The following is a 23727-nucleotide window of genomic DNA, read 5'->3' as shown; positions in this document are numbered from 1 at the left end:
TGCGGGGCCGGAACGCGCGTGCGCGGGCCGACTGACGGCAAACCGCAACACGAGGCCTTCGGCCGGCGGAATCCGCTTTTTACCGCTCAAGGCTCGGTGATATGCTAGAAGCCACATTGTACCGGGGTTCACCCGGTTGGTTACCCTGCTTCCGCCCCCCGCCCCACGTAAAATGTGCCAACTCCTAGGAATGAACTGCGCCGCGCCGACGGACGTCACATTCTCCTTCACAGGTTTCGCGGCCCGGGGCGGCCTCACGGATCATCATGCCGACGGCTGGGGGATCGCGTTCTTCGAGGACAAGGCCTGTCGCCTCTTCATCGACCAGCAGGCGTCGGCCACGTCGCCGATCGCCGAAATGGTCAAGCGCTACCCGATCAAGTCCAAGAACACGATCGCGCACATCCGCAAGGCCACGCAGGGTCACATCCTGCTCGAGAACAGCCACCCGTTCATGCGCGAGCTGTGGGGCCGGCACTGGATCTTCGCGCATAACGGCGATCTGCAGGACTACGAACCCGACCTCGACGGCAGCGTCTACCATCCGGTCGGCACGACCGACAGCGAGAAGGCGTTCTGCGTGCTGATGCAGGGGCTGCGCGAAGCGTTCCCCGGCGCGCAGCCGCCGTTGCCGGAACTGTTCGAGCGCGTCGGCGAACTGACGCGCGGCATCACCGATCACGGCGTGTTCAACTTCCTGATGTCGAACGGCCAGGCGCTCTTCGCGCACTGCTCGACGCGGCTGCACTACCTCGTGCGGCGCTGGCCGTTCTCGACCGCGCATCTGGTCGACGAAGACCTGTCGATCGACTTCGCGAAATACACGACGCCCGAGGATCGCGTCGCGGTGATCGCCACGCAGCCGCTGACCGACAACGAGATCTGGACCTCGTTCGAACCAGGCGAGCTGATCATGTTCCAGTGCGGCGACGTCGCCGCGCGGATGCAGATTCCGGTGCCCGAACGCGTGCTCGAGAAGCTGCGCAACCCCGCGCTCGACGCGTCGGCGTCCGCGCCGTGTGGCGGTGTGCGTCGCGAAGCGCTGGCGGCCGGCGCCGCGGACGACGCCGACGATCCGATCGATTTCTGAGCCACGCGCACTCGCGCCCTTCCCGGTTCCCGTCGCCAGGCGACCGAACCGTTGACGGCCGCGCCCGATCGCCGTGCGCGTCTTCCGGCCTTTTGCGAACGGCTGGTACCTGCGTTCGCAGCTCGACCCGACGGGTCCCGGCAACCCGGTCGCCCCGTGCACCATCGGCGGCGACGGGCAACGAGCAGCGGGCGAAAAAAAACCGCCCGGTGTTCAACCGGGCGGTTTTTTCATCAGCGTGCATGCAGCGCAGGCGCTGCACGCGCGCTCAGTGCAGGATTTTCGCGAGGAAGTCCTTCGCGCGATCCGACTTCGGATTCGAGAAGAAATCGTCCTTGCGGTCGTCCTCGACGATCGCCCCCTTGTCCATGAAGATCACGCGATGGGCCACCTTCTTCGCGAAGCCCATTTCGTGCGTGACGACCATCATCGTCATCCCTTCCTGCGCGAGCTCGACCATCACGTCGAGCACTTCGTTGATCATTTCCGGATCGAGCGCCGACGTCGGTTCGTCGAACAGCATCGCGATCGGGTCCATCGATAGCGCGCGCGCGATCGCCACCCGCTGCTGCTGGCCGCCCGACAACTGACCCGGAAACTTGTGCGCATGCGCCTTCAGGCCGACGCGATCGAGCAGCTTCATGCCCTTCTCGTTCGCCTCGTCCTTGCCGCGGCCGAGCACCTTGACCTGCGCGAGCGTGAGGTTCTCGGTGATCGACAGGTGCGGGAACAGCTCGAAATGCTGGAACACCATCCCGACCTTCGAGCGCAGCTTCGACAGGTTCGTCTTCCTGTCGCCGACCGACTGGCCGTTCACGAGGATCTCGCCCTGCTGGAACGGCTCGAGGCCGTTGACGGTCTTGATCAGCGTCGACTTGCCCGAGCCCGACGGACCGCACACGACGACCACCTCGCCTTTCTTGACCTCGGTCGTGCAATCGGCGAGGACCTGAAACTGGCCGTACCACTTGGAAACGTTCTTGATGGAAATCATCTTGTGACCTTTTTCTGGAGACCTTTGACGAGGGCAGACGCCACCGAGCAAATCACGAAATAGCATGCACCCGCGAACAGGACCATCTCGACGGTCGTGCCGTCGCGATCGCCGATGTTGGCGGCCGTGCGGAAGAAGTCCGCGAGACTGATCACGTACACGAGCGACGTATCCTGGAACAGGACGATCGCCTGCGTGAGCAAGAGCGGCACCATCGCGCGGAACGCCTGCGGCAGGATCACGAGGCGCATGGCCTGCGCGTAGTTCATGCCGAGCGCGAACGCGGCGTTCACCTGCCCGCGCGGCACCGCCTGGATGCCGGCACGGATGATCTCGGAATAATACGCGGCTTCGAACAGCGAGAACGCGACCATCGCCGATGCCAGCCGGATGTCGATCGTCGGCGACAGCCCGAGCACGCCCTGCAGCACCTGCGGCACGATCAGGAAGAACCACAGCAGCACCATCACGAGCGGGATCGAGCGGAACACCGTCACGTACGCTTTCGCGAACCACGCGAGCGGCTTCACGCCCGACAGCCGCAGCAGCGCCAGCAGCGTGCCCCAGACGATGCCGACGACGATCGCGATCAGCGTGATCTTGAACGTGACGATCGCGCCGGACCACAGCGTCGGTATCGCGCCGGGAATACTACTCCAGTCGAACTGATGCATCACTTGCCTCCGATGTAGCCGGGCAGCCGCGTGCGGCCTTCGATCCAGCGCATGAACGCCATCACGACGAGGTTGATGATCACGTACGCGAGCGTGACCGCGATGAACGACTCGTAGGTCTGCGCGGTGTAGTCGACGAGCTGGCGCGCCTGCGCGGACAGGTCGAGCAGGCCGATCGTCGACGCGACCGCCGAGTTCTTGAAAATGTTCAGGAACTCGGACGTGAGCGGCGGCACGATGATCCGGTACGCAACCGGCAGCAGCACGTAGCGGTACGTCTGCCATTGCGTGAAGCCCATCGCGAGGCCGGCCGCGCGCTGGCCCTTCGGCAGCGCGTTGATCCCCGAGCGCACCTGTTCGCACACGCGCGCGCCCGTGAACAGGCCGAGACAGATGATCGACGCGGTGAAGAACTGCGTGGTCGGCGGCAACTGCTTGATCCAGGTGCCGATCGACGCGGGCAACAGTTCGGGTATCACGAGATACCAGACGAAGAACTGCACGATCAACGGAATGTTCCGGAAGATCGACACGTAGACGGTACCGATCGCGGACAGCCATTTGTTCGGCACCGTGCGCAGCACGCCGAACAGCGAACCGACGATCAGCGCGATGACCCAGGCGACGAGCGACACTTCGATCGTCACCCAGAAGCCGGACATCAGCCATCCGAAATAAGTCGTCGGCTCGCCGGTCGAGACGGGGCTCAGGAAGATGCCCCAGTTCCAGTGGTAAGACATGGGCAAGACTCCAGCAAAAAGAAACGGAAGAAGCGTGGCCTCTTCCGTTTCAGTAGCGTCATTTCTGCATCAACGGCCGCGTGGTCAGTCGAGCGCCTTGTCGTTCGGGTTCGCGTACAGCTTCTTCATCGAATCGGACAGCGGGAAGTTCAGGTTCAGCCCCTTCGGCGGGATCGGGTTCTCGAACCACTTCGCGTAGATCTTCGCGGCTTCGCCCGACTTCTCGACTTGCGAGATCGCGTCGTCGACAACCTTCTTGAAGTCCGCATCGCCCTTGCGCATCATGCAGCCGTACGCCTCTTCCGATTGCGGCGTGCCGACGATCACCCACTCGCCCGGCTGCTTCGCCTTCGCGCGCTCGCCCGCGAGCAGCGCGTCGTCCATCATGAACGCGACCGCGCGGCCCGACTCGAGCGTGTTGAACGAGTCGCCGTGATCCTTCGCGCTGATGATGTTCATGCCCATCTGCTTCTCGTTGTTCATCTTGCGCAGCAGGCGCTCGGACGTCGTGCCGGCGGTGGTCACGACCGTCTTGCCCTTCAGGTCCGCGAAGTCCTTCACGCCCGAATCCTTCTTCGTCATCAGGCGCGTGCCGATCACGAAGATCGTGTCGGAGAACGCGGCCTGCTGCTGACGCTCGAGGTTGTTGGTCGTCGAGCCGCACTCGATGTCGACCGTGCCGTTCTGCACGAGCGGGATGCGGTTCTGCGACGTGACCGGGATGTTCTTGACCTGCAGGTTCGGCAGGTTCAGCTTCTTCTTCACCGCGTCCACGACCTTCATCTGGAATTCGCGCGAATAGCCGACGACCTGCTGGTTCTGGTCATAGTAAGAGAACGGGATCGACGATTCGCGGTGGCCCAGCGCGATCACGCCCGTGTCCTTGATCTTCTTCAGCGTGCCGGTCTCCTGTGCATGCGCGCCGCTCGCGAACGCGCACAGCGCCGCGACCATCAGGACTGCCTTGTGGTATTTCATTTTGGTCATCTCCTTGGCTAAAACCCGAGCCAGTGTATCAAAGTAATATTTTTGAAAGAACTGGTTGTTTACCGCACTACGAATCGTCCTGTGCGAAGCCGTCCTCCCGGCTTCGGGCGCGCTCGCGGCGCCTGAATGCGCGCACGGGCGGTGCCGGATTCGGCACCGCCCGTGCAGGCTCATGCACGCAATCGGGTGGATTGCGTCATGCTTCGATCGTAGTCAACCGATCGCCGATCGGCAATGACTGATCAGGGGTACAGGCCGCGCATTTCGCGCGCCATCAAGATGCGCTTGCACGCGACGATGAACGCCGCCGTACGCACCGATACCTTGTGCTCTTCCGCGACCGCCCACACGCCGGCGAACGCTTCACGCATCACGCGCTCGAGACGGTGGTTGATCTCGTCTTCCGTCCAGAAGAAGCTCGAGAAGTCCTGCACCCACTCGAAGTACGACACGGTCACGCCGCCCGCGTTCGCGATCACGTCGGGGATCACGAGCACGCCGTTCGCGCTCAGGATGTCGTCGGCCGCCGTCGTCGTCGGGCCGTTCGCGCCTTCGACGATGATCTTCGTGCGGATCTTCGCTGCGTTCTTCTCGGTGATCTGGTTTTCCAGTGCCGCCGGGATCAGGATGTCGGTTTCGACCGTCCAGAACTCGTCGTTCGGCATCGGCTCCGCGCCTTCGAAGCCCGCGACGCCGCCCGTGCGTGCCACGTGGTCGAGCAGCTTGTTCGAATCGAGGCCGGCCGGCTGGTAGATCGTGCCCGTGTGATCCTGCACCGCGATCACCTTCGAACCCGCTTCCTGGAACAGCTTCGCCGCGATGCCGCCGACGTTGCCGAAGCCCTGCACCGCGATGCGCGCGCCTTCGATTTCCAGGCCCTTCTTCTTCGCCGCTTCGCAGCCGACGACGAACACGCCGCGGCCCGTCGCTTCCTTGCGGCCGAGCGAACCGCCGAGCGAGATCGGCTTGCCGGTCACGACGCCGGTCGACGTCTGGCCCTGGTTCATCGAGTACGTGTCCATCATCCACGCCATCACCTGTTCGTTGGTGTTGACGTCCGGTGCCGGAATGTCGGTGTTCGGTCCGATGATGATGCCGATTTCGCTGGTGTAGCGACGCGTCACGCGCTCGAGCTCACCGCGCGACAGCTTGCGCGGGTCGACGCGGATGCCGCCCTTCGCACCGCCGTACGGCACGTTCACGGCCGCGTTCTTCACCGACATCCATGCGGACAGTGCCATCACTTCCGACAGCGTCACGTCCTGGTGGTAACGCACGCCGCCCTTGCCCGGACCGCGCGACACGTTGTGCTGCACGCGATAGCCTTCGAAGTGCGCGACGGTACCGTTGTCGAGCTCGATGGGCACGTCGACGATCAGGATGCGCTTCGGACGCTTCAGCGTTTCCAGCCAGCGCGACAGCGAACCGAGGTACGGTGCGACGCGATCGACCTGCTGAAGGTAGTTGCCCCACGGGCCGAGATCGTCGGCGTGAAGGTAGGACGGGATGGACTGCAGTTGCGAAGACATGGACGCTCCAACGTTCAACGGATTGCGCACATTGTCGAAAAACCCGTTTTTTTTATCCAATGCCGTTTGCTTATTCGATTATGCGTTTCTTGCATGATCGGGATTTTTCGCAAATCCGCGGTCGATTTGCGCAAGAACGCGCGCGATCGGTCGTGCATCGCGTCCGCGAAGAATCGTCGGGAAATGCGCCGGATGCCCGCGGGACAGCCGTCCGACAGGCACCACAAGCTCGCTGTCAGCCGCACGCACGCACGCACGCACGCGCGGCCGCGCTCGCGCTCGTCAGCTCGTCAATCGGCTGCTTCGCGCAATTCGTCGCGCACGACGTCCCACAGCGCGCGCACGAGCTTCTGGCGCGGGTCGTCGCCCTGCAGCGCGAGCTTGTCGCAATACAGGCGGATCTCCATCGTCAGCGTGAACGGATGCGTGCCGCTGCGCGCGGAACGGTCGAGCCGGATCAGGCGGCCGCTCGCCACCGCGTCCTCGACCGCGCTGTGCGGCAGGAATGCGACGCCGTGCCCCGCGAGCGCCATCGCCTTCAGCCCTTCGGCCATATCGGTTTCGTACACGCGATCGAGGAACAGCCGCGTCGGTGCGTTCGCAACGATGACTTCGGTCATCCGGCCGAGATACGCGTTCGGCGTATACGACAGGTACGGCACGCGGGCATCGGCCGTGCCCGGCAGCATGTAGCGCGGCCGGCCCGCGCGACCGGGCGCCGAGAACGCGCTGATCGGCTCGCTGCCGAGGACCAGCATGTCGTAGCGGGCCGGGTCGAGCGCGACCGGGTGGCTCGGGTGGTGATAGCCCATCACGAGGTCGCACCCGCCCTCGACCAGCGACAGCACGGCATCGTGCACGTTCAGCGCGCGCAGCCGCGTATGGACCTGCCCCATCTTCGCCTCGATCCGCTGCAGCCAGCGCGGGAAATACGTGAGCGACAGCGTGTGCGGCACCGCGAACTCGATGGTCGGCACCGGCGCGCCGACGTGGCCGCGCAGCAGCGTGCGCGCCTCGTGCGCCTGCGACAGCATCGTCAGCGCCTGCTCGTAGAAGATCTGGCCGGCCTGCGTGAGCCGTGTCGGATAGACCGAACGGTCGATCAGTTCGGTCGCGAGCCACGCCTCGAGCGCCTGGATGCGCCGCGAGAACGCGGGCTGCGACACGTGCCGCAGTTCGGCGGACCGGCTAAAGCTGCGCGTTTCCGCGAGCGAGACGAAGTCTTCGAGCCATTTCAGTTCCATGCAGGCGGGCGCGGCGGGCGGCGGTCGGGAAGAAGCCTGCATTCTACCGGCGGGCGGGCCCGGCCGGCGGCGTGGCAGGCAGCCGGGCGAGCCGGCGCGGGCGCCCGCCGGCAGGCCATTGCCGCGCCGCCCGGGCGCCGGTTGCACGCCGATCGCCCGCGGCGGCGGCGGCCGGACCGGTTCGGCCGGGATCGACCCGCGCCAATGGTAAAATGCCGGATTCTTCTCCCCCTCGTTGCCCCGGCTCCACGGCCCGCCCGATCATGTCCGACACTCGTCCCGATACGCTTTTCGCCCTCACCGCGCTCTCGCCCATCGATGGCCGCTACGCCAGCAAGACCGAAGCGCTGCGCGACTGGCTCTCCGAAGCCGCCTTCATGCGCCACCGCGTCACCGTCGAGGTGCACTGGCTGATCGCGCTGTCGCGCGCCGGCTTCGCGGAAGTCCCGCGCTTCTCCGATGCGTCCGAACAATTCCTGCTGCAGCTCGCCGAGCGCTTCACCGCGCACGACGCCGCGCGCATCAAGGAAATCGAGCGCGTGACGAACCACGACGTGAAAGCCGTCGAATACTGGCTGAAGGAATCGGTGAAGGGCCAGGCCGAACTCGAGAAGGCCAGCGAATTCATCCACTTCGCGTGCACCTCCGAAGACATCAACAACACGTCGCACGGGATGATGCTCGCCGGTGCGCGCGAACACGTGATCCTGCCGGCGCTGCGCACGGTCTACCAGCGCCTCGTCGCACTCGCGCACGCGCACGCCGAGCAGCCGATGCTGTCGCGCACGCACGGCCAGCCGGCCAGCCCGACGACGCTCGGCAAGGAGCTGGCGAACGTCGCCGCGCGCCTCGCGCGCGCGATCGCACGCATCGAGAAGGTCGAGATCCTCGGCAAGATGAACGGTGCGGTCGGCAACTTCAACGCGCATCTCTCCGCCTATCCGGAATTCGACTGGGAAGCGTTCTCGCGCGACGTGATCGAGAACCGCCTGAAGCTGACGTTCAACCCGTACACGATCCAGATCGAGCCGCACGACTACATGGCCGAGCTGTTCGACGCGGTCGCCCGCGCGAACACGATCCTGCTCGATCTCGACCGCGACGTGTGGGGCTACATCTCGGTCGGCTACTTCAAGCAGAAGACGAAGGCCGGCGAGATCGGCTCGTCGACGATGCCGCACAAGGTCAACCCGATCGACTTCGAGAACTCGGAAGGCAACCTCGGCCTCGCGAACGCGACGCTGCGCCACCTCGCCGACAAGCTGCCGGTGTCGCGCTGGCAGCGCGACCTGACCGACTCGACGGTGCTGCGCAACATGGGCGTCGCGCTCGGCTACTCGCTGCTCGCGTACGACTCGCTGATCCGCGGCCTCGACAAGCTCGAAGTGAACCCGCAGCGCCTGAACGAAGATCTCGACAACTGCTGGGAAGTGCTCGCGGAGCCGGTGCAGACGGTGATGCGCCGCTACGGTATCGAGAACCCGTACGAGCAGCTGAAGGAACTGACGCGCGGCAAGGGCATCACGCGCGAAGCGCTGCAGGAATTCGTCGGCACGCTGGCGATCCCGCAGGACGCGAAGGACCGCCTGCTCGCGATGACGCCTGCGTCGTACATCGGCAAGGCGGTCGAACTCGCGAAGCGGATCGCGTAAGCGCCGCCGTCTCCGCACGTAAAAAGCCCGATGCGAGCGATCGCATCGGGCTTTTTGTTGCCTGCCGCAGCCGATCAGAACGAGATCATCCGCCCCGGATTCGGCGCGCTCATCACGCTCATCACGCTCATCGCCGCTTTCGCGGCCGGAATCGCGATCGGCGATAACTGCCGGCCGAGCGGAATCTCGCGACGGTCGATGCCGGTGAGCATCGAGAAATCGTCATTGCGTCCGACGAAGTCGTCGCAGATCGCCTTGCCGATCCGCACCGTCTGCGCGACGCCGTGCCCGCTCCAGCCCTGCACCATGTACATCGGCAGGCGGCCGTCGGTCTTGCGGCTGTCGGTCGCGCCGTTCAGCGTGAAGTCGCTGACGCCGCTCCAGCAGGAGTCGAGCGCGAAACGGCCATCGTGCTGCGGAAACACCGTGTTCAGCCGCTTCAGCAGATACGCGTTGACGTCGTGCTGCGCCCCAGCACGCGCACGCCGCCTGACCTGCCCGCGCACCTGAAACGAAAAAGGCACCCGAAGGTGCCTTTTTCGCTATTTGCCTGACGATCGCCGCGAACCGCGCTCAGTGCTGCGCGAAGCCGATCTTCAGCATGACCTGATCGACGATCTGTTCGGGCGTCAGCTCGATGCTGACCTCGATCGCTTCGTCCGGGCCCGGCTCCTCGAGCGTGTCGAGCTGACTCTTCAGCAGCGACGGATCGAAGAAATGACCGGTGCGGCTCTTCAGGCGCTCGTGCAACACCTCGAACGAACCCTTCAGATACACGAACCGCACGTCGGTGTCGGTGCCGCGCAGCACGTCGCGGTACGACCGCTTCAGAGACGAGCACGTGAACACGGCCATCTCGCCGGCACGCTGCTTTTCCTCGATGGCCGCGCGGATCGTGCGCAGCCACGGCCAGCGGTCGTCGTCGGTCAGCGGAATGCCGTTGTGCATCTTTTCCTTGTTCGCCGCGCTGTGAAACGCGTCGCCGTCGGTATAGCTGCACGACAGGCGTTCCGCCAGCATTTCGCCGATTCGCGACTTGCCCGCGCCCGACACGCCCATTGCGATCAGAATCATTGACTACCCCTTGTTACAGAACCAGGCTCAGCAGCAGCGTAAAGCTCAGACCGAGCACCGAGATGATGGTTTCAAGCAGCGACCAGGTCTTGAACGTCTGGCCGACCGTCATCCCGAAGTATTCCTTGATCAGCCAGAAGCCGCCGTCGTTCACATGCGAGAAGATCAGCGAACCGGAGCCCGTCGCGAGCACCAGCAGCTCCGGACGAACCGCCGCGCCCGACGCCGCCGCGATCGGCGCGACGATGCCGCAGGCCGTCGTCATCGCGACCGTCGCCGAACCCGTCGCGAGACGCATCAGCGCCGCGACGAACCAGCCGAGCAGCAGCGGCGACAGGTGCGCGTGTTTCGCGGTCTCGACGATCTGCTGCGAGATCCCGCTGTCGCGCAGGACGCCGCCGAAGCCACCGCCCGCGCCGACGATCAGCGTGATGCCGGCGATCGGCGCCAGACACTCGCCGCAGAACTTCTGGATCTGGTCGCGGTTGAAGCCCTGCAGCTTGCCGAACGTGAAGAAGCTCACCAGCACGGCGATCAGCAGCGCGACGTCGGAGTTGCCGGCAAAGCGCAGCAGGTTGTTCGGCAGCGACTTCGGCGCGAACACCAGATCGGCCCAGCTGCCGACGAGCATCAGCACGACGGGCAGCAGGATCGTGAACAGCGTGATGCCGAAACTCGGCAGTTCGCGCTTTCGACCGTCCGTGTGCGTATCGACGAACTGCGCGGCGAGCGGATTGTTTTCCGGCAGCTTCACGAACTTCGAGATCGTCAGCGCGAACAGCGGACCGGCGATGATCGCGGTCGGCACGCCGACGATCAGGCCGAATGCGATGGTCTTGCCGATATCGGCGCCGTATTGCTGGACGGCCAGCAGTGCGGCCGGGTGCGGCGGGATCAGCCCGTGCACGACGGACAGGCCGGCCACCATCGGCAGGCCGACGACGAGCAGCGACTTGCCGGTGCGCTTCGCGACGTTGAACGCGATCGGGATCAGCAGCACGAAGCCGACTTCGAAGAACACCGGCAGGCCGACGATGATCGCGACGAACATCATCGCCCAGTGGATGTTCTTTTCACCGAACCAGTCGATCAGCGTGGTCGCGATCCGTTCGGCGCCGCCCGATTCGGCCATCATCTTGCCGAGCATCGTGCCGAGGCCGACGACGATCGCGATGTGGCCGAGCGTGCCGCCCGTGCCCGTTTCGAACGACTTGACGATCTTGTCCATCGGCATGCCGACGACGAGACCCAGGCCCAACGAAACGATGATCAGCACCAGGAACGGGTAGATCTTGTAGCGCGCGATCATCAGGATCAGCGCGGCGATCGCGATCAGCGTGAATACGAGCAGCATGCTGCCTTGGACAGCCCCCATGTGGCACTCCTCCTTGGATTGTTCGAAACCGGGCGAGTTGTTGCGAGTATGCCCGGCTATGCAGGTCTCCGAAACACGGGGGGTACCCACCCCGTGAGGACGCTGAATTTTACTTATCTTTACGGTCCACGGATAGAACCGGTTCCATCAGCAAAAACCCTCGGTAAAACAAGCACTAAGCGCTTGCTTGCCGAGGGTCAAACGTTCGTTTCGTACAAGTCTTAGCGGTGGAGCTGGCTTGCAGCTTGCGCGAGGCGCGTGACTTCGGCCCAGTCCTGCGCGGCGAGCGCGGACTTCGGCGTAAGCCACGAACCGCCGACGCACACGACGTTCGGCAGCTTCAGGAAACTCGGCGCGGTGTCGACCGTGATGCCGCCCGTCGGGCAGAACTTCAGCGCCGGGAACGGGCCGTGGAACGCCTGCAGCATCGGCACGCCGCCGGCCTGCTGCGCGGGGAAGAACTTGACGATCTCGTAGCCGAATTCGAGCGCCTGGATGATGTCGCTCGGCGTCATCACGCCCGGCAGCAGCGGCAGGCCCGCGTCGAGCGACGCAAGGTGCAGGTCCTTCGTCAGGCCCGGCGACACGCCGAACTTCGCGCCCGCGCGCTTCGCCTGCTCGCAGTGCTCCGGCTTCGTGATCGTGCCGACGCCGACGACGATGTCGTCCGCGAGCTGGCTCGCGCGCTGGATCGCTTCCAGGCCCGCCGGCGTGCGCAGCGTGATCTCGAGCACCTTGACGCCGCCCGCGTGCAACGCGCGCGACACGTGTTCGCCCTGCTCGACCGAGTCGAATGCGAGCACCGGGACGACCGGGCCCAGCTTCACGATTTCAGCAATCGTCTTCATTGAATTGGCTCCTTGAAATTCATGCAGCGACGTGAGCGGCCGTTTCGCCGACCAGCGTCCCGAAAACCGATGCGCCCTGCTCGGCCGGTGCGGCCGCCGCGCGGAACACGCCGAACAGTTCGCGCCCGAAACCCGTTTCGTTGTCGGCCTGGTGCAGCGGCTGCGCGACCGGGCGCGCGTGCCATTCGGCTTCGTCGATCTCGATATCGAGGACGCCGGCTTCCGCGTCGATCACGAGCGTGTCGCCCGTCTTCACCTTGCCGAGCGGGCCGGCCAGCAGCGCTTCCGGCGACACGTGGATCACGGCCGGCACCTTGCCCGACGCGCCGGACATGCGGCCGTCGGTGACGAGCGCGACGTGGAAGCCCTGATCCTGCAGCACGCCGAGCAGCGGCGTCAAACGATGCAGCTCGGGCATCCCGTTCGCGCGTGCGCCCTGGAAGCGCACGACCGCGACGAAATCGCGCTTCAGCTCGCCGCGATCGAAGGCTTCCTGCACGGCTTCCTGCGAATCGAACACGATCGCGGGGGCCGTCACCTTGCGGTGCTCGGGCGCGACCGCCGAAATCTTGATCACGCCGCGGCCGAGGCGGCCCTGCATCAGGCGCAGGCCGCCGTCCGGCTGGAACGGGTCGCGAATGCCGCGCAGCACCTTCGTGTCGTGGCTCTCGGCCGCGCCGTCGACCCACGTGAGCGTGCCGTCGATCAGCTTCGGCTCCTTCGTGTAGTGCGACAGGCCCTTGCCCGCGACCGTCGTCACGTCTTCGTGCAGCAGCCCGCCATCGAGCAGGTTGCGCACCAGGAATGCGACGCCGCCGGCCGCGTGGAAATGGTTCACGTCCGCCTTGCCGTTCGGGTAGATCTTCGCGAGCAGCGGCACGACCGCCGACAGCTCGTCGAAATCGTTCCAGTCGATCAGGATGCCGGCCGCGCGCGCGATCGCGACGAGGTGCAGCGTGTGGTTGGTCGAGCCGCCCGTCGCGAGCAGCGCGACGATCCCGTTGACGATCGCCTTCTCGTCGATCACATGGCCGATCGGCGTGTACTGGCCGCGCTCGACCGTCAGGTCGAGCACGCGGCGCGCGGCCTCGGCCGTCAGCGCGGTACGCAGCGGCGTGTGCGGATGGACGAACGCGGAACCCGGCAGGTGCAGGCCCATCAGCTCCATCAGCATCTGGTTGCTGTTCGCGGTGCCGTAGAACGTGCAGGTGCCGTGGCCGTGATACGCGGCCGATTCGGCTTCGAGCAGCGCATCGCGGCCGACCTGGCCGGTCGCGAACTGCTGGCGGATCTTCGCCTTGTCGTCGTTCGACAGGCCGCTCGTCATCGGGCCGGCCGGCACGAAGATGGTCGGCAGGTGGCCGAACTGCAGCGCGCCGATCAGCAGGCCCGGCACGATCTTGTCGCAGATGCCGAGGCAGAGCGCCGCGTCGAACATGTTGTGCGTGAGCGCGATCGCCGTGCCCATCGCGATCGCTTCGCGCGAGAACAGCGACAGCTCCATCCCCGGGTTGCCCTGCGTGACGCCGTCGCACATCGCCGGCACGCCGCCCGCAAACTGCGCGACGCCGCCGTTCTCGCGCGCGGCGACCTTGATGATGTCGGGGAAATCCTTGTACGGCGCGTGCGCGGACAACATTTCGTTGTACGAGGACACAATGCCGATGTTCGGCTCGCGAATCGCCTTGATCTGGAACTTGTCGCTGCCTTCGAGGCCCGCGAAGCCGTGCGCGAGGTTCGCGCACGACAGCGCGCCGCGCGCCGGGAACTTGCCTTGCGCGCCGTCGATGCGCTGCAGATAGGCGGAACGGGTCGATTGGCTGCGGGCGATCACGCGTTCGGTGACTTTCGCCAGAGTGGGGTGCAGCGACGTCATGCTGGGCGCTCCTGTATGCCGGCGACACCGGCGGTTGGAATCGTGGGGACGATCGAGTGCGTCGAACGAACGAAGCCAGTCTAGTAGAAAAACTACAAGCACGCAATGCAGATTGTCATGCGGGTAACCCTCATTCCCGCCACCAGCAAGGGTTTACCTAGTGAAAACCCTAATTCACCACTCCACCATCTCTAGAAATCACTGACAGCGAGGCTAGCATTTCCTTGTAGATTTTCTACAATTTGATTGCGATACACTCGCTCATCCGAACCCGATTTTCATCCGCCGTCCCATGCTGCCTCGCATTGAAGCGATCCGCGCCGAGCTGCGCCCGTCCGAGCGCAAGCTCGCCGACTATATCCTCGCCGCACCCCGCGAGGTGCTCGACCTCGCGATGACCGAGCTGTCGACCCGCGCGGGCGTCAGCCAGCCGACCATTGCGCGCTTCTGCCAGGCGCTCGGCTGCAGCGGCTTTCGCGAATTCAAGATCCGGCTCGCGCAGAGCGTCGCGCCGGGCGTGTCGTCGGTGTATCGCGACGTCGAACCCGACGAGCCCGCGCCCGGCATCATCGGCAAGGTGTTCGACCGCACGATCGGCGCGCTGATCGAGGTGCGCAACAGCCTGTCGGCCGGCAGCGTCGCCGACGCCATCGCACTGCTGTCGAACGCGTCGCGCATCGAGTTCTACGGCGCCGGCGGCTCCGGCATCGCCGCGCAGGACATCCAGCACAAGTTCTTCCGGCTCGGCGTGCCGAGCGTCGCGTATTCGGACCCGCATACGTTCTCGATGTCGTCGGCGCTGCTCGGCCCGCACGACGTCGTCGTCGCGATTTCGAACACCGGCCGCACGCGCGACATCGTCGATGCCGCGCGCTCCGCGCTCGCGTGCGGCGCGAAGGTCGTCGCGATCACGCAGAGCCATTCGCCGCTCGCGAAACTCGCGACGGTAAGCCTCGCGTCGAACGTGGCCGAGGAAACCGACGTGTTCTCGCCGATGACGTCGCGGATGTCTCATCTCGCGATCGGCGACATCCTCGCGGTCGGCGTCGCGCTGTCGCGCGGGCCCGCGCTGATGGAGCGCGTCGGTCGCGCGAAGGAAGCGATCACGCGTCGCCGGATCGACGACGGCGCGAAGGATTGAGAACGCACCGTGCAGACCGCGCGCACAACGACAAACGGCGCCCCGCGGGGCGCCGTTTGTCGTTGTGCATCAAGCGACGCCGGCAACCGCGCCGGCCATGCCGCTCAGAACGGCTTGATCACGACCAGCGCGACCGCGGCAAGCATGCCGAGCACCGGCAGCTCGTTGAACACGCGATACCACTTGTCGGTGCGGCGGTTCTCGCCGCGCTCGAACACCCGCAGCAGGTGCCCGCAATACGCGTGGTAGATGACGAGCAGCAGCACGACCGTCACCTTCGCGTGGATCCAGCCCTGCCCCTGGCCGATGCCGATCACGAGCCAGAGCCACAGCCCGCAGGCCAGCGCCGGCACCGCGATCATCGTCATGAAGCGGAACAGCTTGCGCGCCATCAGCAGCAGGCGCCGCACCGCGGCCGGATCGGTCTCCATGGCCAGGTTCACGTAAATGCGCGGCAGGTAGAACAGCCCAGCAAACCACGCGGCGATCAGAACGATATGGAACGTCTTGACCCAGAGCATTGCCATCGGTTGTGCGCCTCGCTTTACTGGCGGCCTTCGCCGTGTCCGAGCACGACGTACTTCAGCGACGTGAGCCCTTCCAGGCCGACGGGGCCGCGTGCGTGCAGCTTGTCGTTCGAGATGCCGATTTCCGCGCCGAGGCCGAATTCGAAGCCGTCCGCGAAGCGCGTCGACGCGTTGACCATCACGCTCGCCGAATCGACTTCGCGCAGGAAGCGCATCGCGCGGTCGTGATCCTCGGTGACGATCGCATCGGTGTGATGCGAGCCGTAGTGGTTGATGTGCTCGATCGCGGCATCGAGGCCGTCGACGACCTTGATCGCGAGCACCGGCGCGAGATATTCGGTGTGCCAGTCTTCGTCGGTCGCGTCGACGAGCGGGCCGACGCCCGCCTCGGCGAGCACCGCGCGCGCGGCCGCATCGACGCGCAGCTCGACCTGCTTGTCGCGATACAGCTTGCCGAGCGGCGGCAGCAGCCTCGCTGCGATACCGCTCGAGACGAGCAGCGTCTCCATCGTGTTGCAGGTGCCGTAGCGGTGCGTCTTCGCGTTGTCGCACACGGTCAGCGCCTTCGCGAGATCGGCGCGATCGTCGACGTACACGTGGCAGATGCCATCGAGGTGCTTGATCATCGGCACGCGTGCCTCGTTGATCAGGCGCTCGATCAGGCTCTTGCCGCCGCGCGGCACGATCACGTCGACGAATTCGGTCATCGTGATCAGCTTGCCGACCGCCGCGCGATCGGCGGTCGCAACCACCTGCACGGCGTCCTGCGGCAGGCCGGCCGCCTCGAGCCCTTCGCCGATCAGCTTCGCGAGCGCCGCGTTCGATTCGAGCGCCTCGGAGCCGCCGCGCAGGATCGTCGCGTTACCCGACTTCAGGCACAGCGCGGCCGCGTCGATCGTCACGTTCGGACGCGACTCGTAGATGATGCCGATCACGCCGAGCGGCACGCGCATCTGGCCGACCTGGATCCCGCTCGGGCGGTACTTGAGGTTGCCGATCTCGCCGATCGGATCGGCCAGCGACGCAACCTGGCGCAGGCCCTCGACCATCGTCTTCAGCGCCTTGTCCGACAGCGTCAGGCGATCGATGAACGCCGCATCGAGCCCCTTTTCGCGGGCACGGGCGACGTCGCGTGCATTCGCATCCTTCAGCGCCTGCGCATCGCGCTCGATCGCGCGTGCCACGGCGTCGAGCGCCGCGTTCTTCGCGGCCGTGCTGGCGCGCGCCATCGCGCGGGAAGCGTGCCGGGCACGGCGGCCCAGGTCCGTCATGTACTGGTCGATATCCATCATGTGACTCGAGAAGCGAGCCGCTTGGCGCGGCGTGAATTCGGGGAAAGCGTGCAGCGCGGCAGCAGGAAGGGCCGCACCGACCATCGAAATATTGTAAGCGGGTTGCGCTGCGGGCGCTGACGGCCCCGACGAGGCTTAACGCCGCACGCGACCCGCGGGCGGCGGTCGCTCGCCGCGCTCGCCCGCCACCGTCATCGCGAGCTGGAACAGGCCGTCCCACGGATCGGGCGGCGGATCGTCCTGCGTGCGGCGACCCGGCGTGACGGCCGACAGCCCCTTCACCTGCCGGTCGAGCTTCGCGGCAAACGCGAGCGCCTTCTCGAGCACGGCTTCCGATACGCGGTTCAGCGCGGGTCCGATCAGCCGCTCGCGCGGCCCCCACACGCGGTTCTCGCGCAGCAGCGTAGCGAGCGGCTTGCCGGCCGTCGCGCCACGCTTGATCCGCAGCAGCGTGCGCAATTCCTCGACGACGGCCCACATCACGAGCACGATCGCCTCGCCCTCGCCCTTCAGCCCGTCGATCATCCGCGCGAGCCGCGCGGCGTCGCCCGCGAGCATCGCCTCGTTCAGCTTGAAGACGTCGTAGCGCGCGACGTTCAGCACCGCGTCGTGCACCTGCTCGAACGACAGCACGCCCTGCGGATAGAGCAGCCCGAGCTTCTGGATTTCCTGGTGCGCGGCGAGCAGGTTGCCCTCGACGCGCTCCGCGATGAACTGCAGCGCACGCCGGCCGTCGTCGCCGAGCGCGACGCGCTGGCCCTGCATCGACAGACGCTGGCCGATCCAGTTCGGCAGCTGCGCGCGGTCGACCGGATCGATCTTCAGCGCGACGCCGCCGTTCTGCAGCGCGGTAAACCACGCGGATTTCTGCGTGGCCGCGTCGAGGCGCGGCAACGTGACGAGCATCAGCGCGTCGGGGTTGGGCGTGGCCGCGAGCGTTTTCAGTGCGTCGGCGCCTTCCTTGCCGGGCTTGCCCGACGGAATGCGCAGCTCGATCAGCTGGCGCTCGCCGAACAGCGACATCGCCTGGGTCGCGCCGAGCAGCACGCTCCAGTCGAAGCCGCGCTCGACCGTATGCACCGAACGCTCGGTGAAGCCGGCCGCGCGCGCGGCCGCACGAATGCGGTCGCACGCTTCCTGCGCGAGCAGCGGCTCGTCGCCGTAGACGGTGTAGAGCCCGGTCAACCCCTTCGCGAGGTGCGGCTCCAGCGCATCAAGTCGCAATTGCATCGGTGCGTGCGCCGGCGATCAGAGCGGCGGCGGCGGCAGCGGCGCGCCCGGCGCGACGCCCGGCACCACATCCTCCGGGGCCGGCGTCAGCGAATGGACGATCGCGAGACGCCGCATCAGCTGGTCGACCGCGTCGTTCTGCATGTCGCCGTACAGGATGTCGGCTTCCTGCGCCTTCGCGTTGGTGTACTGGTCGCTGTACGTCATCGCGCGGTTCAACGCGATCGCGCTCGGCGGGATCAGCACGGTGCCGTCCCGGCTCGTCAGCGTGTAGTTCAGCGTGTAGAAGAGCGCATATTCCTGCGCGGAGCCGTACTTGTTGAGCGTCAGCGTGTTCTGCCCGCGCGATTCCCACATGCGCAGCACGGCGTCGGCGTCGTCCGCCGACTTGACGATCTTCGTGTCGCTGCCGGCCTCGACGAGGCGCACGAGCCGCGCCTCGGCGGACGCCGGCGCACCGGCGATCAGCAGGCGCTTGAACGCGTAGTCCTGCTGGCCGCGCAACTGGAAACCGCATGCCGACAGCGCGACCGCGCTGCCGACGAGCACCAAAAACGATCTGCGGATCACCTTCGCTCCTTCTGTGTGCGCCCGACGGCCAACGGCCGTCAGACGACGATGTTCACGAGGCGGCCGGGCACGACGACGATCTTCTTCGCCGGCTTGCCGTCGCTGAACTTCGCGAACGCCTCGTCGGCCACCGCCGCGGCTTCGATCGCCTCGCGGCTCGCGTCCTTCGCGACCTTCAGCGCGCCGCGCACCTTGCCGTTCACCTGCAGCACGAGTTCGATCTCGGCCTGCTCGAGCGCGGCCTCGTCGACCTTCGGCCAGGGTGCGTCGAGCAGCGGGCCGAATTCGTCCGCATAGCCGAGCGCCTTCCACAGCTCGAACGTGACGTGTGGCACGACAGGGTACAGCACGCGCAGCAGCACGCTGTACGTCTCGCGCAACACGCCGGGCGTCGCGCCCTTCGCGCCGTCGATCGCGTTCAGCATCTTCATCGCGGCCGACACGACCGTGTTGTACTGCAGGCGCTGATAGTCGAAATCGGCCTGCTTCAGCACGCTGTAGATCTCCCGGCGCAGCGCCTTGTCGGCTTCGCCGAGCGCGGCCGCATCGAAGCCCGCACGCGCGGCGAGCGCTTCGCGGTTCGTCGCACCGAAGCTCCATACGCGGCGCAGGAAGCGGCTCGCGCCTTCGACGCCCGCGCCCGACCACTCGAGCTGCTGCTCGGGCGGCGCGGCGAACATCGTGAACAGGCGCGCGGTATCGGCGCCGTACTGGTCGATCAACACCTGCGGATCGACGCCGTTGTTCTTCGACTTCGACATCTTCTCGATGCCGCCGAGCACGACCGGCTGGCCGTCGGCGTTCAGCGTCGCGCCGACCGGGCGGCCCTTTTCGTCGAATGCCACGGTCACGTCGGCCGGGTTGTACCAGGTCTTCTTGCCCGCCGCGTCTTCGCGGTAGAACGTCTCGTTCAGCACCATCCCCTGCGTGAGCAGGTTCTTCGCCGGCTCGCCGAACTTCACGAGGCCGAGGTCACGCATCACCTTGGTCCAGAAGCGCGAATACAGCAGGTGCAGGATCGCATGCTCGATGCCGCCGATGTACTGATCCATCGGCATCCAGTAATCGGTGCGCGCGTCGACCATCGTCTCGGCGTCCGGCGCCGTGTAGCGCGAGAAGTACCACGACGAATCGACGAAGGTGTCCATCGTGTCGGTTTCGCGCTTCGCGGCCGCGCCGCACTTCGGGCACGCGCAGTTCAGGAACGCTTCCGACTTCGCGAGCGGGTTGCCCGAGCCGTCCGGCACGAGGTCTTCCGGCAGCACCACCGGCAGGTCCTGCTCCGGCACCGGCACGTCGCCGCACGACGGGCAGTGGATGATCGGGATCGGCGTACCCCAGTAGCGCTGGCGCGACACGCCCCAGTCGCGCAGGCGCCACGTGACCTGCTTGTCGCCGAAGCCGCCAGCCTTCAGGTCGGCCGCGATCGCGTCGACCGCCGCGCCGTACGCAAGGCCGTCGTACTTGCCACTGTTGATGCAGGTCGCGACTTCCTTGTCGCCGTACCACTCTTGCCATGCGTCGAGCGAGTACGTCTGGCCTTCGGCCGCGATCACCTGCTTGATCGGCAGGTTGTATTTCTTCGCGAATGCGAAGTCGCGCTCGTCGTGCGCGGGCACGCCCATCACCGCGCCTTCGCCATAGCTCATCAGCACGTAGTTGCCGATCCACACCTCGACCGGCTCGCCCGTCAGCGGGTGCGACACCGTGAAGCCCGTCGCGACGCCCTTCTTCTCCATCGTCGCGACATCGGCCTCGGCGACGCCGCCGCGCTTGCATTCGTCGATGAACGCGAGCAGTTCCGGCTTGTCCTGCGCGAGACGCGTGGCGAGCGGATGCTCGGCCGCGATCGCGCAGAACGTGACGCCCATGATCGTGTCGGCACGCGTGGTGAACACGCGCAGCAGCTTCTTCTCGCCGTCGAGTTCGTACGGGAAGCCGAAGTTCACGCCGAAGCTCTTGCCGATCCAGTTCTGCTGCATGATCTTCACGCGCTCGGGCCAGCCGAGGCCGTCGAGATCGTTCAGCAGCTCATCCGCGTATTGCGTGATGCGCAGGTAGTACATCGGGATCTCGCGCTTCTCGACGAGCGCGCCCGAGCGCCAGCCGCGGCCGTCGATCACCTGCTCGTTCGCGAGCACGGTCTGGTCGACCGGGTCCCAGTTCACGGTGCCCGTCTTCTTGTACGCGATGCCCTTCTCGAGCATCTTCAGGAACAGCCACTGGTTCCACTTGTAGTAGTCGGGCTTGCACGTCGCGATCTCGCGCGACCAGTCGATCGCGAGGCCCATCGACTGCATCTGGCCCTTCATGTAGTCGATGTTGTCGTAGGTCCACTTCGCGGGCGGCACGCCGTTCGCCATCGCGGCGTTCTCGGCCGGCATCCCGAACGCGTCCCAGCCCATCGGCATCAGCGTGTTGTAGCCGTTCATCCGCAGATAGCGGTACATCACGTCGTTGATCGTGTAGTTGCGCACGTGACCCATGTGCAGCTTGCCGGACGGGTACGGCAGCATCGACACGCAGTAGAACTTCGGCTTCTGCGAATCTTCCTGCGTCTTGTAGGCATCGGCTGCGCGCCAGTCGCCCTGGGCGGCGGCTTCGACGTCGGCGGGTACGTATCTCTCGTGCATGGTGTGGTTCGGACTAGGCTTTAAGCGGCGCGCCACAAGGCGGGCACGCGGAAGTGGACGAAATCGGGCAGCCCGGCGGCGGCAGGCTCACGGTTCTCGGGCCTGCCTCGTGGTTCCGGATATTCGCCGGGTAACCCGGAGGGTCTCCAGGTTACCCGGCGAAACCCTGCCAACCGGGCGCAAACGACAATTATACCGTCCGTGGCGGGCGGCACGGCCGGTCTCGCGGGCAGCGGCGCATTCTCGCCTGCGCGGGCCGCGCAGGCGGCCGGCAGGTCAGGGTTTCGCGCCTGCGGCGGCCGGCGCGGCGGCGCCCGCCGACGGCATGTCGGTGACGAAGCCGATCCGCGTGAGGCCGGCTGCCTGCGCGGCACCCATCACCTGCGCGATCACGTCGTAGCGGGTTGCGCGCGATGCGCGCAGCCGCAGCTCGGGCGGCGCGGCGCTCGCGGCGGCGGTCCGGAACCGCGCCGGCAGCGCATCGAGTGCGACGGGTGTGTCGTCCCAGTACAGCTTGCCGGCGTCGTCGATCGACAGCGTGACCGATTGCGGCGTGTCGCGCGCGGCGCTGGCCGCGACCTTCGGCAGATCGAGCCGGATCGCGTGCGTCATCAGCGGCGCGGTGATGATGAAGATGACGAGCAGCACGAGCATCACGTCAATCAGCGGCGTCATGTTGATCTCCGCCATCGGCGCGGACGTCTTGTGGTGCTCCAGTCCGCCGAATGCCATGGTCGCTCCTCCGGATCGGGCGCGTCAGGCTGGCTGCGCGCACACGAACACGTGCAGGTCGCGCGCGAAGCCATCGAGTTCCTCGGCGAGCTGACGCACGAGCCGCCCGAGGATGTTGTAGGCAAGCACCGCGGGAATCGCGACGACGAGCCCGAACGCGGTCATGATCAGCGCCTCGCCGACCGGCCCCGCGACGTTCTCGATCTGCGCCTGCCCGCTCGCGGCGATGCTGCCGAGCGCGTGATAGATGCCCCATACGGTGCCGAGCAGCCCGACGAACGGCGCGGTGCTGCCGATCGACGCGAGCAGCACCTGGCCGAATTCGAGACGCCGCTGCGAGCGCAGCATCGCGTGACGCAGCGCGCGCAGCACGCGTTCGCTGCGCTCGACGCGCGCGGCCAGCGCGGCCGGGTCGTGTTCGTCGGCCGCATCGCGCGCGGCTTCGGCGAGCGGCACGAACACGCGCTCGCGATCGGCACCGGCGAGCGCGGCGATGCCCGCGTCGAGCGACGCCGCGCGCCAGAACGCGGCGAGCGCGCGCGGCCCCTGCCGCTTCGCGCGGACCAGCAGCCAGGCTTTCATGAGGAGGAAGCACCAGCTGGCGACGGACATCGCCAGCAGGACATAGGCGACGGCGTGCGTAATCGCATCGCCGCTTTCGAGGTAGTGGACAACGCCGGTGGGAATCGCCATCGGAGTTTCCCCGCGAGGGTCAGCGCAGGCCGAGCACGTCCTGCATGTCGAACAGGCCGGCGCCGCGCGCCGACAGGAAGCGGACCGCACGCAGCGCGCCCTGCGCGTACGACACGCGGCTCGACGACTTGTGCGTGATCTCGATCCGTTCGCCGATCCCGGCGAACAGCACGGTGTGATCGCCGACGATGTCGCCGCCGCGCACGGCCGCAAAGCCGATCGTCGACGGATCGCGTTCGCCCGTCACGCCCTGGCGGCCGTACACCGCGCAGTCGTCGAGCGAGCGCCCGAGCGCGCCGGCCACGGCCTCGCCCATCATCAGCGCGGTGCCCGACGGTGCGTCGACCTTGTGACGGTGGTGCGCCTCGATGATCTCGATGTCGTAGCCGTGCGAGAAATGCTTCGCCGCGAATTCGAGCAGCTTCAGCGTGACGTTCACGCCGACGCTCATGTTCGCCGCGAACACGATGCCGATCTTGCCTGCCGCGGCCTGCAGCTCGGCCTTCTGCTCGGCGGTGAAGCCGGTCGTGCCGATCACGAGCTTGACGTCGTGGCGCAGCGCGGCCGCGACGTGCGCGATCGTGCCTTCCGGCCGCGTGAAGTCGATCAGGTAATCGGCCTGCGCGAACACCGCATCGAGGTCGTCGGTCAGCTTGATCCCGGTTTCCTTGCCGAGAAACGCGCCCGCGTCCTGGCCGAGGAACTGCGAATCGGCGCGGTCGAGCGCACCGACGAGCTGCGCGTCGGCATCGTTGAGAACGGCTTCGATCAGCATCCGGCCCATACGGCCCGATGCACCGGCAATCGCAATCTTCATGGCTTTCTA

The 23727-nt window shown here is 66.3% G+C and carries 21 protein-coding genes and 1 pseudogene; 3 read left to right on the top strand and 19 right to left on the bottom strand.

All coding sequences use genetic code 11. The features are described 5' to 3' along the window. The first annotated feature begins 172 nt into the window (after window positions 1–172). Window positions 173–1090: a class II glutamine amidotransferase gene (locus AC1Z3W_RS21635; protein WP_057926768.1), complete on the top strand. Its 918-nt coding sequence runs from the start codon at window positions 173–175 to the stop codon at window positions 1088–1090. Between the two features lie 268 nt (window positions 1091–1358). On the opposite strand, the gene AC1Z3W_RS21630 is transcribed toward AC1Z3W_RS21635, so the two are convergent. From AC1Z3W_RS21630 to AC1Z3W_RS21605, 6 genes are all read right to left on the bottom strand, one after another. Further along, window positions 1359–2084 carry an amino acid ABC transporter ATP-binding protein gene (locus AC1Z3W_RS21630; protein ID WP_057926769.1) on the bottom strand — a complete coding sequence of 242 codons (726 nt, stop codon included), beginning with the start codon at window positions 2082–2084 and terminating at the stop codon, window positions 1359–1361. Continuing rightward, on the bottom strand, window positions 2081–2758 hold the full coding sequence (gltK, locus tag AC1Z3W_RS21625) for a glutamate/aspartate ABC transporter permease GltK (RefSeq protein ID WP_057926770.1): 678 nt from the start codon (window positions 2756–2758) through the stop codon (window positions 2081–2083). The genes AC1Z3W_RS21630 and gltK overlap by 4 nt, the downstream gene beginning before the upstream one ends. After that, on the bottom strand, window positions 2758–3498 hold the full coding sequence (locus AC1Z3W_RS21620) for an amino acid ABC transporter permease (RefSeq protein ID WP_027788374.1): 741 nt from the start codon (window positions 3496–3498) through the stop codon (window positions 2758–2760). The genes gltK and AC1Z3W_RS21620 overlap by 1 nt, the downstream gene beginning before the upstream one ends. A gap of 84 nt (window positions 3499–3582) precedes the next feature. After that, window positions 3583–4476 carry a glutamate/aspartate ABC transporter substrate-binding protein gene (locus AC1Z3W_RS21615; RefSeq protein ID WP_057926871.1) on the bottom strand — a complete coding sequence of 298 codons (894 nt, stop codon included), beginning with the start codon at window positions 4474–4476 and terminating at the stop codon, window positions 3583–3585. 251 nt (window positions 4477–4727) lie between these two features. After that, complete coding sequence (locus AC1Z3W_RS21610) at window positions 4728–6014, bottom strand: Glu/Leu/Phe/Val family dehydrogenase (RefSeq protein WP_057926771.1); 1287 nt, start codon at window positions 6012–6014, stop codon at window positions 4728–4730. Window positions 6015–6304: 290 nt separating this feature from the next. Then, a complete protein-coding gene (locus AC1Z3W_RS21605; protein ID WP_124834577.1) occupies window positions 6305–7258 on the bottom strand; it encodes a LysR substrate-binding domain-containing protein in 954 nt (317 codons plus the stop codon). Between the two features lie 263 nt (window positions 7259–7521). Here AC1Z3W_RS21605 and purB point away from each other — a divergent pair, with 263 nt between their 5' ends. Then, complete coding sequence (purB, locus tag AC1Z3W_RS21600) at window positions 7522–8910, top strand: adenylosuccinate lyase (RefSeq protein WP_057926773.1); 1389 nt, start codon at window positions 7522–7524, stop codon at window positions 8908–8910. Between the two features lie 74 nt (window positions 8911–8984). Here purB and AC1Z3W_RS21595 read toward each other — a convergent pair. The 5 genes and pseudogenes from AC1Z3W_RS21595 to edd all read right to left on the bottom strand — a co-directional run. Beyond that, window positions 8985–9405, bottom strand: a pseudogene (locus AC1Z3W_RS21595) (FAD-dependent oxidoreductase); the annotation flags it as partial. A gap of 78 nt (window positions 9406–9483) precedes the next feature. Then, window positions 9484–9984, bottom strand: a complete 501-nt coding sequence (locus tag AC1Z3W_RS21590) for a gluconokinase (RefSeq protein ID WP_057926775.1) — start codon at window positions 9982–9984, stop codon at window positions 9484–9486. Between the two features lie 13 nt (window positions 9985–9997). Beyond that, window positions 9998–11359 (bottom strand): GntP family permease, encoded by a 1362-nt coding sequence (locus AC1Z3W_RS21585; RefSeq protein ID WP_124834576.1) that lies wholly within the window; start codon window positions 11357–11359, stop codon window positions 9998–10000. A gap of 221 nt (window positions 11360–11580) precedes the next feature. Then, entirely contained in the window at window positions 11581–12207 is a 627-nt protein-coding gene (gene eda, locus AC1Z3W_RS21580; protein ID WP_057926777.1) for a bifunctional 4-hydroxy-2-oxoglutarate aldolase/2-dehydro-3-deoxy-phosphogluconate aldolase, read from the bottom strand. Between the two features lie 19 nt (window positions 12208–12226). Continuing rightward, the gene (gene edd, locus AC1Z3W_RS21575) at window positions 12227–14083 is read right to left on the bottom strand and encodes a phosphogluconate dehydratase (protein ID WP_483508405.1); all 1857 of its coding nucleotides are present in this window, start codon (window positions 14081–14083) and stop codon (window positions 12227–12229) included. 292 nt (window positions 14084–14375) lie between these two features. Here edd and AC1Z3W_RS21570 point away from each other — a divergent pair, with 292 nt between their 5' ends. Next, entirely contained in the window at window positions 14376–15224 is an 849-nt protein-coding gene (locus AC1Z3W_RS21570; protein ID WP_011350936.1) for a MurR/RpiR family transcriptional regulator, read from the top strand. A gap of 104 nt (window positions 15225–15328) precedes the next feature. Here AC1Z3W_RS21570 and AC1Z3W_RS21565 read toward each other — a convergent pair whose 3' ends face one another. From AC1Z3W_RS21565 to dapB, 8 genes are all read right to left on the bottom strand, one after another. After that, a complete protein-coding gene (locus AC1Z3W_RS21565; RefSeq protein ID WP_006760213.1) occupies window positions 15329–15751 on the bottom strand; it encodes a CopD family protein in 423 nt (140 codons plus the stop codon). 17 nt (window positions 15752–15768) lie between these two features. Further along, on the bottom strand, window positions 15769–17040 hold the full coding sequence (locus AC1Z3W_RS21560; protein WP_057926779.1) for a glutamate-5-semialdehyde dehydrogenase: 1272 nt from the start codon (window positions 17038–17040) through the stop codon (window positions 15769–15771). Between the two features lie 138 nt (window positions 17041–17178). After that, window positions 17179–18273: a DNA polymerase III subunit delta gene (gene holA / locus AC1Z3W_RS21555; protein ID WP_057926780.1), complete on the bottom strand. Its 1095-nt coding sequence runs from the start codon at window positions 18271–18273 to the stop codon at window positions 17179–17181. Between the two features lie 18 nt (window positions 18274–18291). Next, a complete protein-coding gene (locus AC1Z3W_RS21550; RefSeq protein ID WP_057926781.1) occupies window positions 18292–18843 on the bottom strand; it encodes an LPS-assembly lipoprotein LptE in 552 nt (183 codons plus the stop codon). 38 nt (window positions 18844–18881) lie between these two features. Beyond that, complete coding sequence (gene leuS, locus AC1Z3W_RS21545) at window positions 18882–21476, bottom strand: leucine--tRNA ligase (protein WP_057926782.1); 2595 nt, start codon at window positions 21474–21476, stop codon at window positions 18882–18884. A 276-nt stretch (window positions 21477–21752) separates the two neighbouring features. After that, window positions 21753–22208: an ExbD/TolR family protein gene (locus AC1Z3W_RS21540; protein ID WP_057926783.1), complete on the bottom strand. Its 456-nt coding sequence runs from the start codon at window positions 22206–22208 to the stop codon at window positions 21753–21755. A gap of 24 nt (window positions 22209–22232) precedes the next feature. Next, window positions 22233–22901 carry a MotA/TolQ/ExbB proton channel family protein gene (locus tag AC1Z3W_RS21535; protein ID WP_124834575.1) on the bottom strand — a complete coding sequence of 223 codons (669 nt, stop codon included), beginning with the start codon at window positions 22899–22901 and terminating at the stop codon, window positions 22233–22235. A gap of 19 nt (window positions 22902–22920) precedes the next feature. After that, a complete protein-coding gene (dapB, locus tag AC1Z3W_RS21530) occupies window positions 22921–23718 on the bottom strand; it encodes a 4-hydroxy-tetrahydrodipicolinate reductase (protein WP_483508403.1) in 798 nt (265 codons plus the stop codon). Window positions 23719–23727: the final 9 nt, after the last annotated feature.

Source organism: Burkholderia sp. 10_S31 (genome assembly GCF_056930375.1).
Note: the sequence above shows the minus strand (reverse complement) of the source record. Positions and strands in the feature narration are given on the sequence as shown.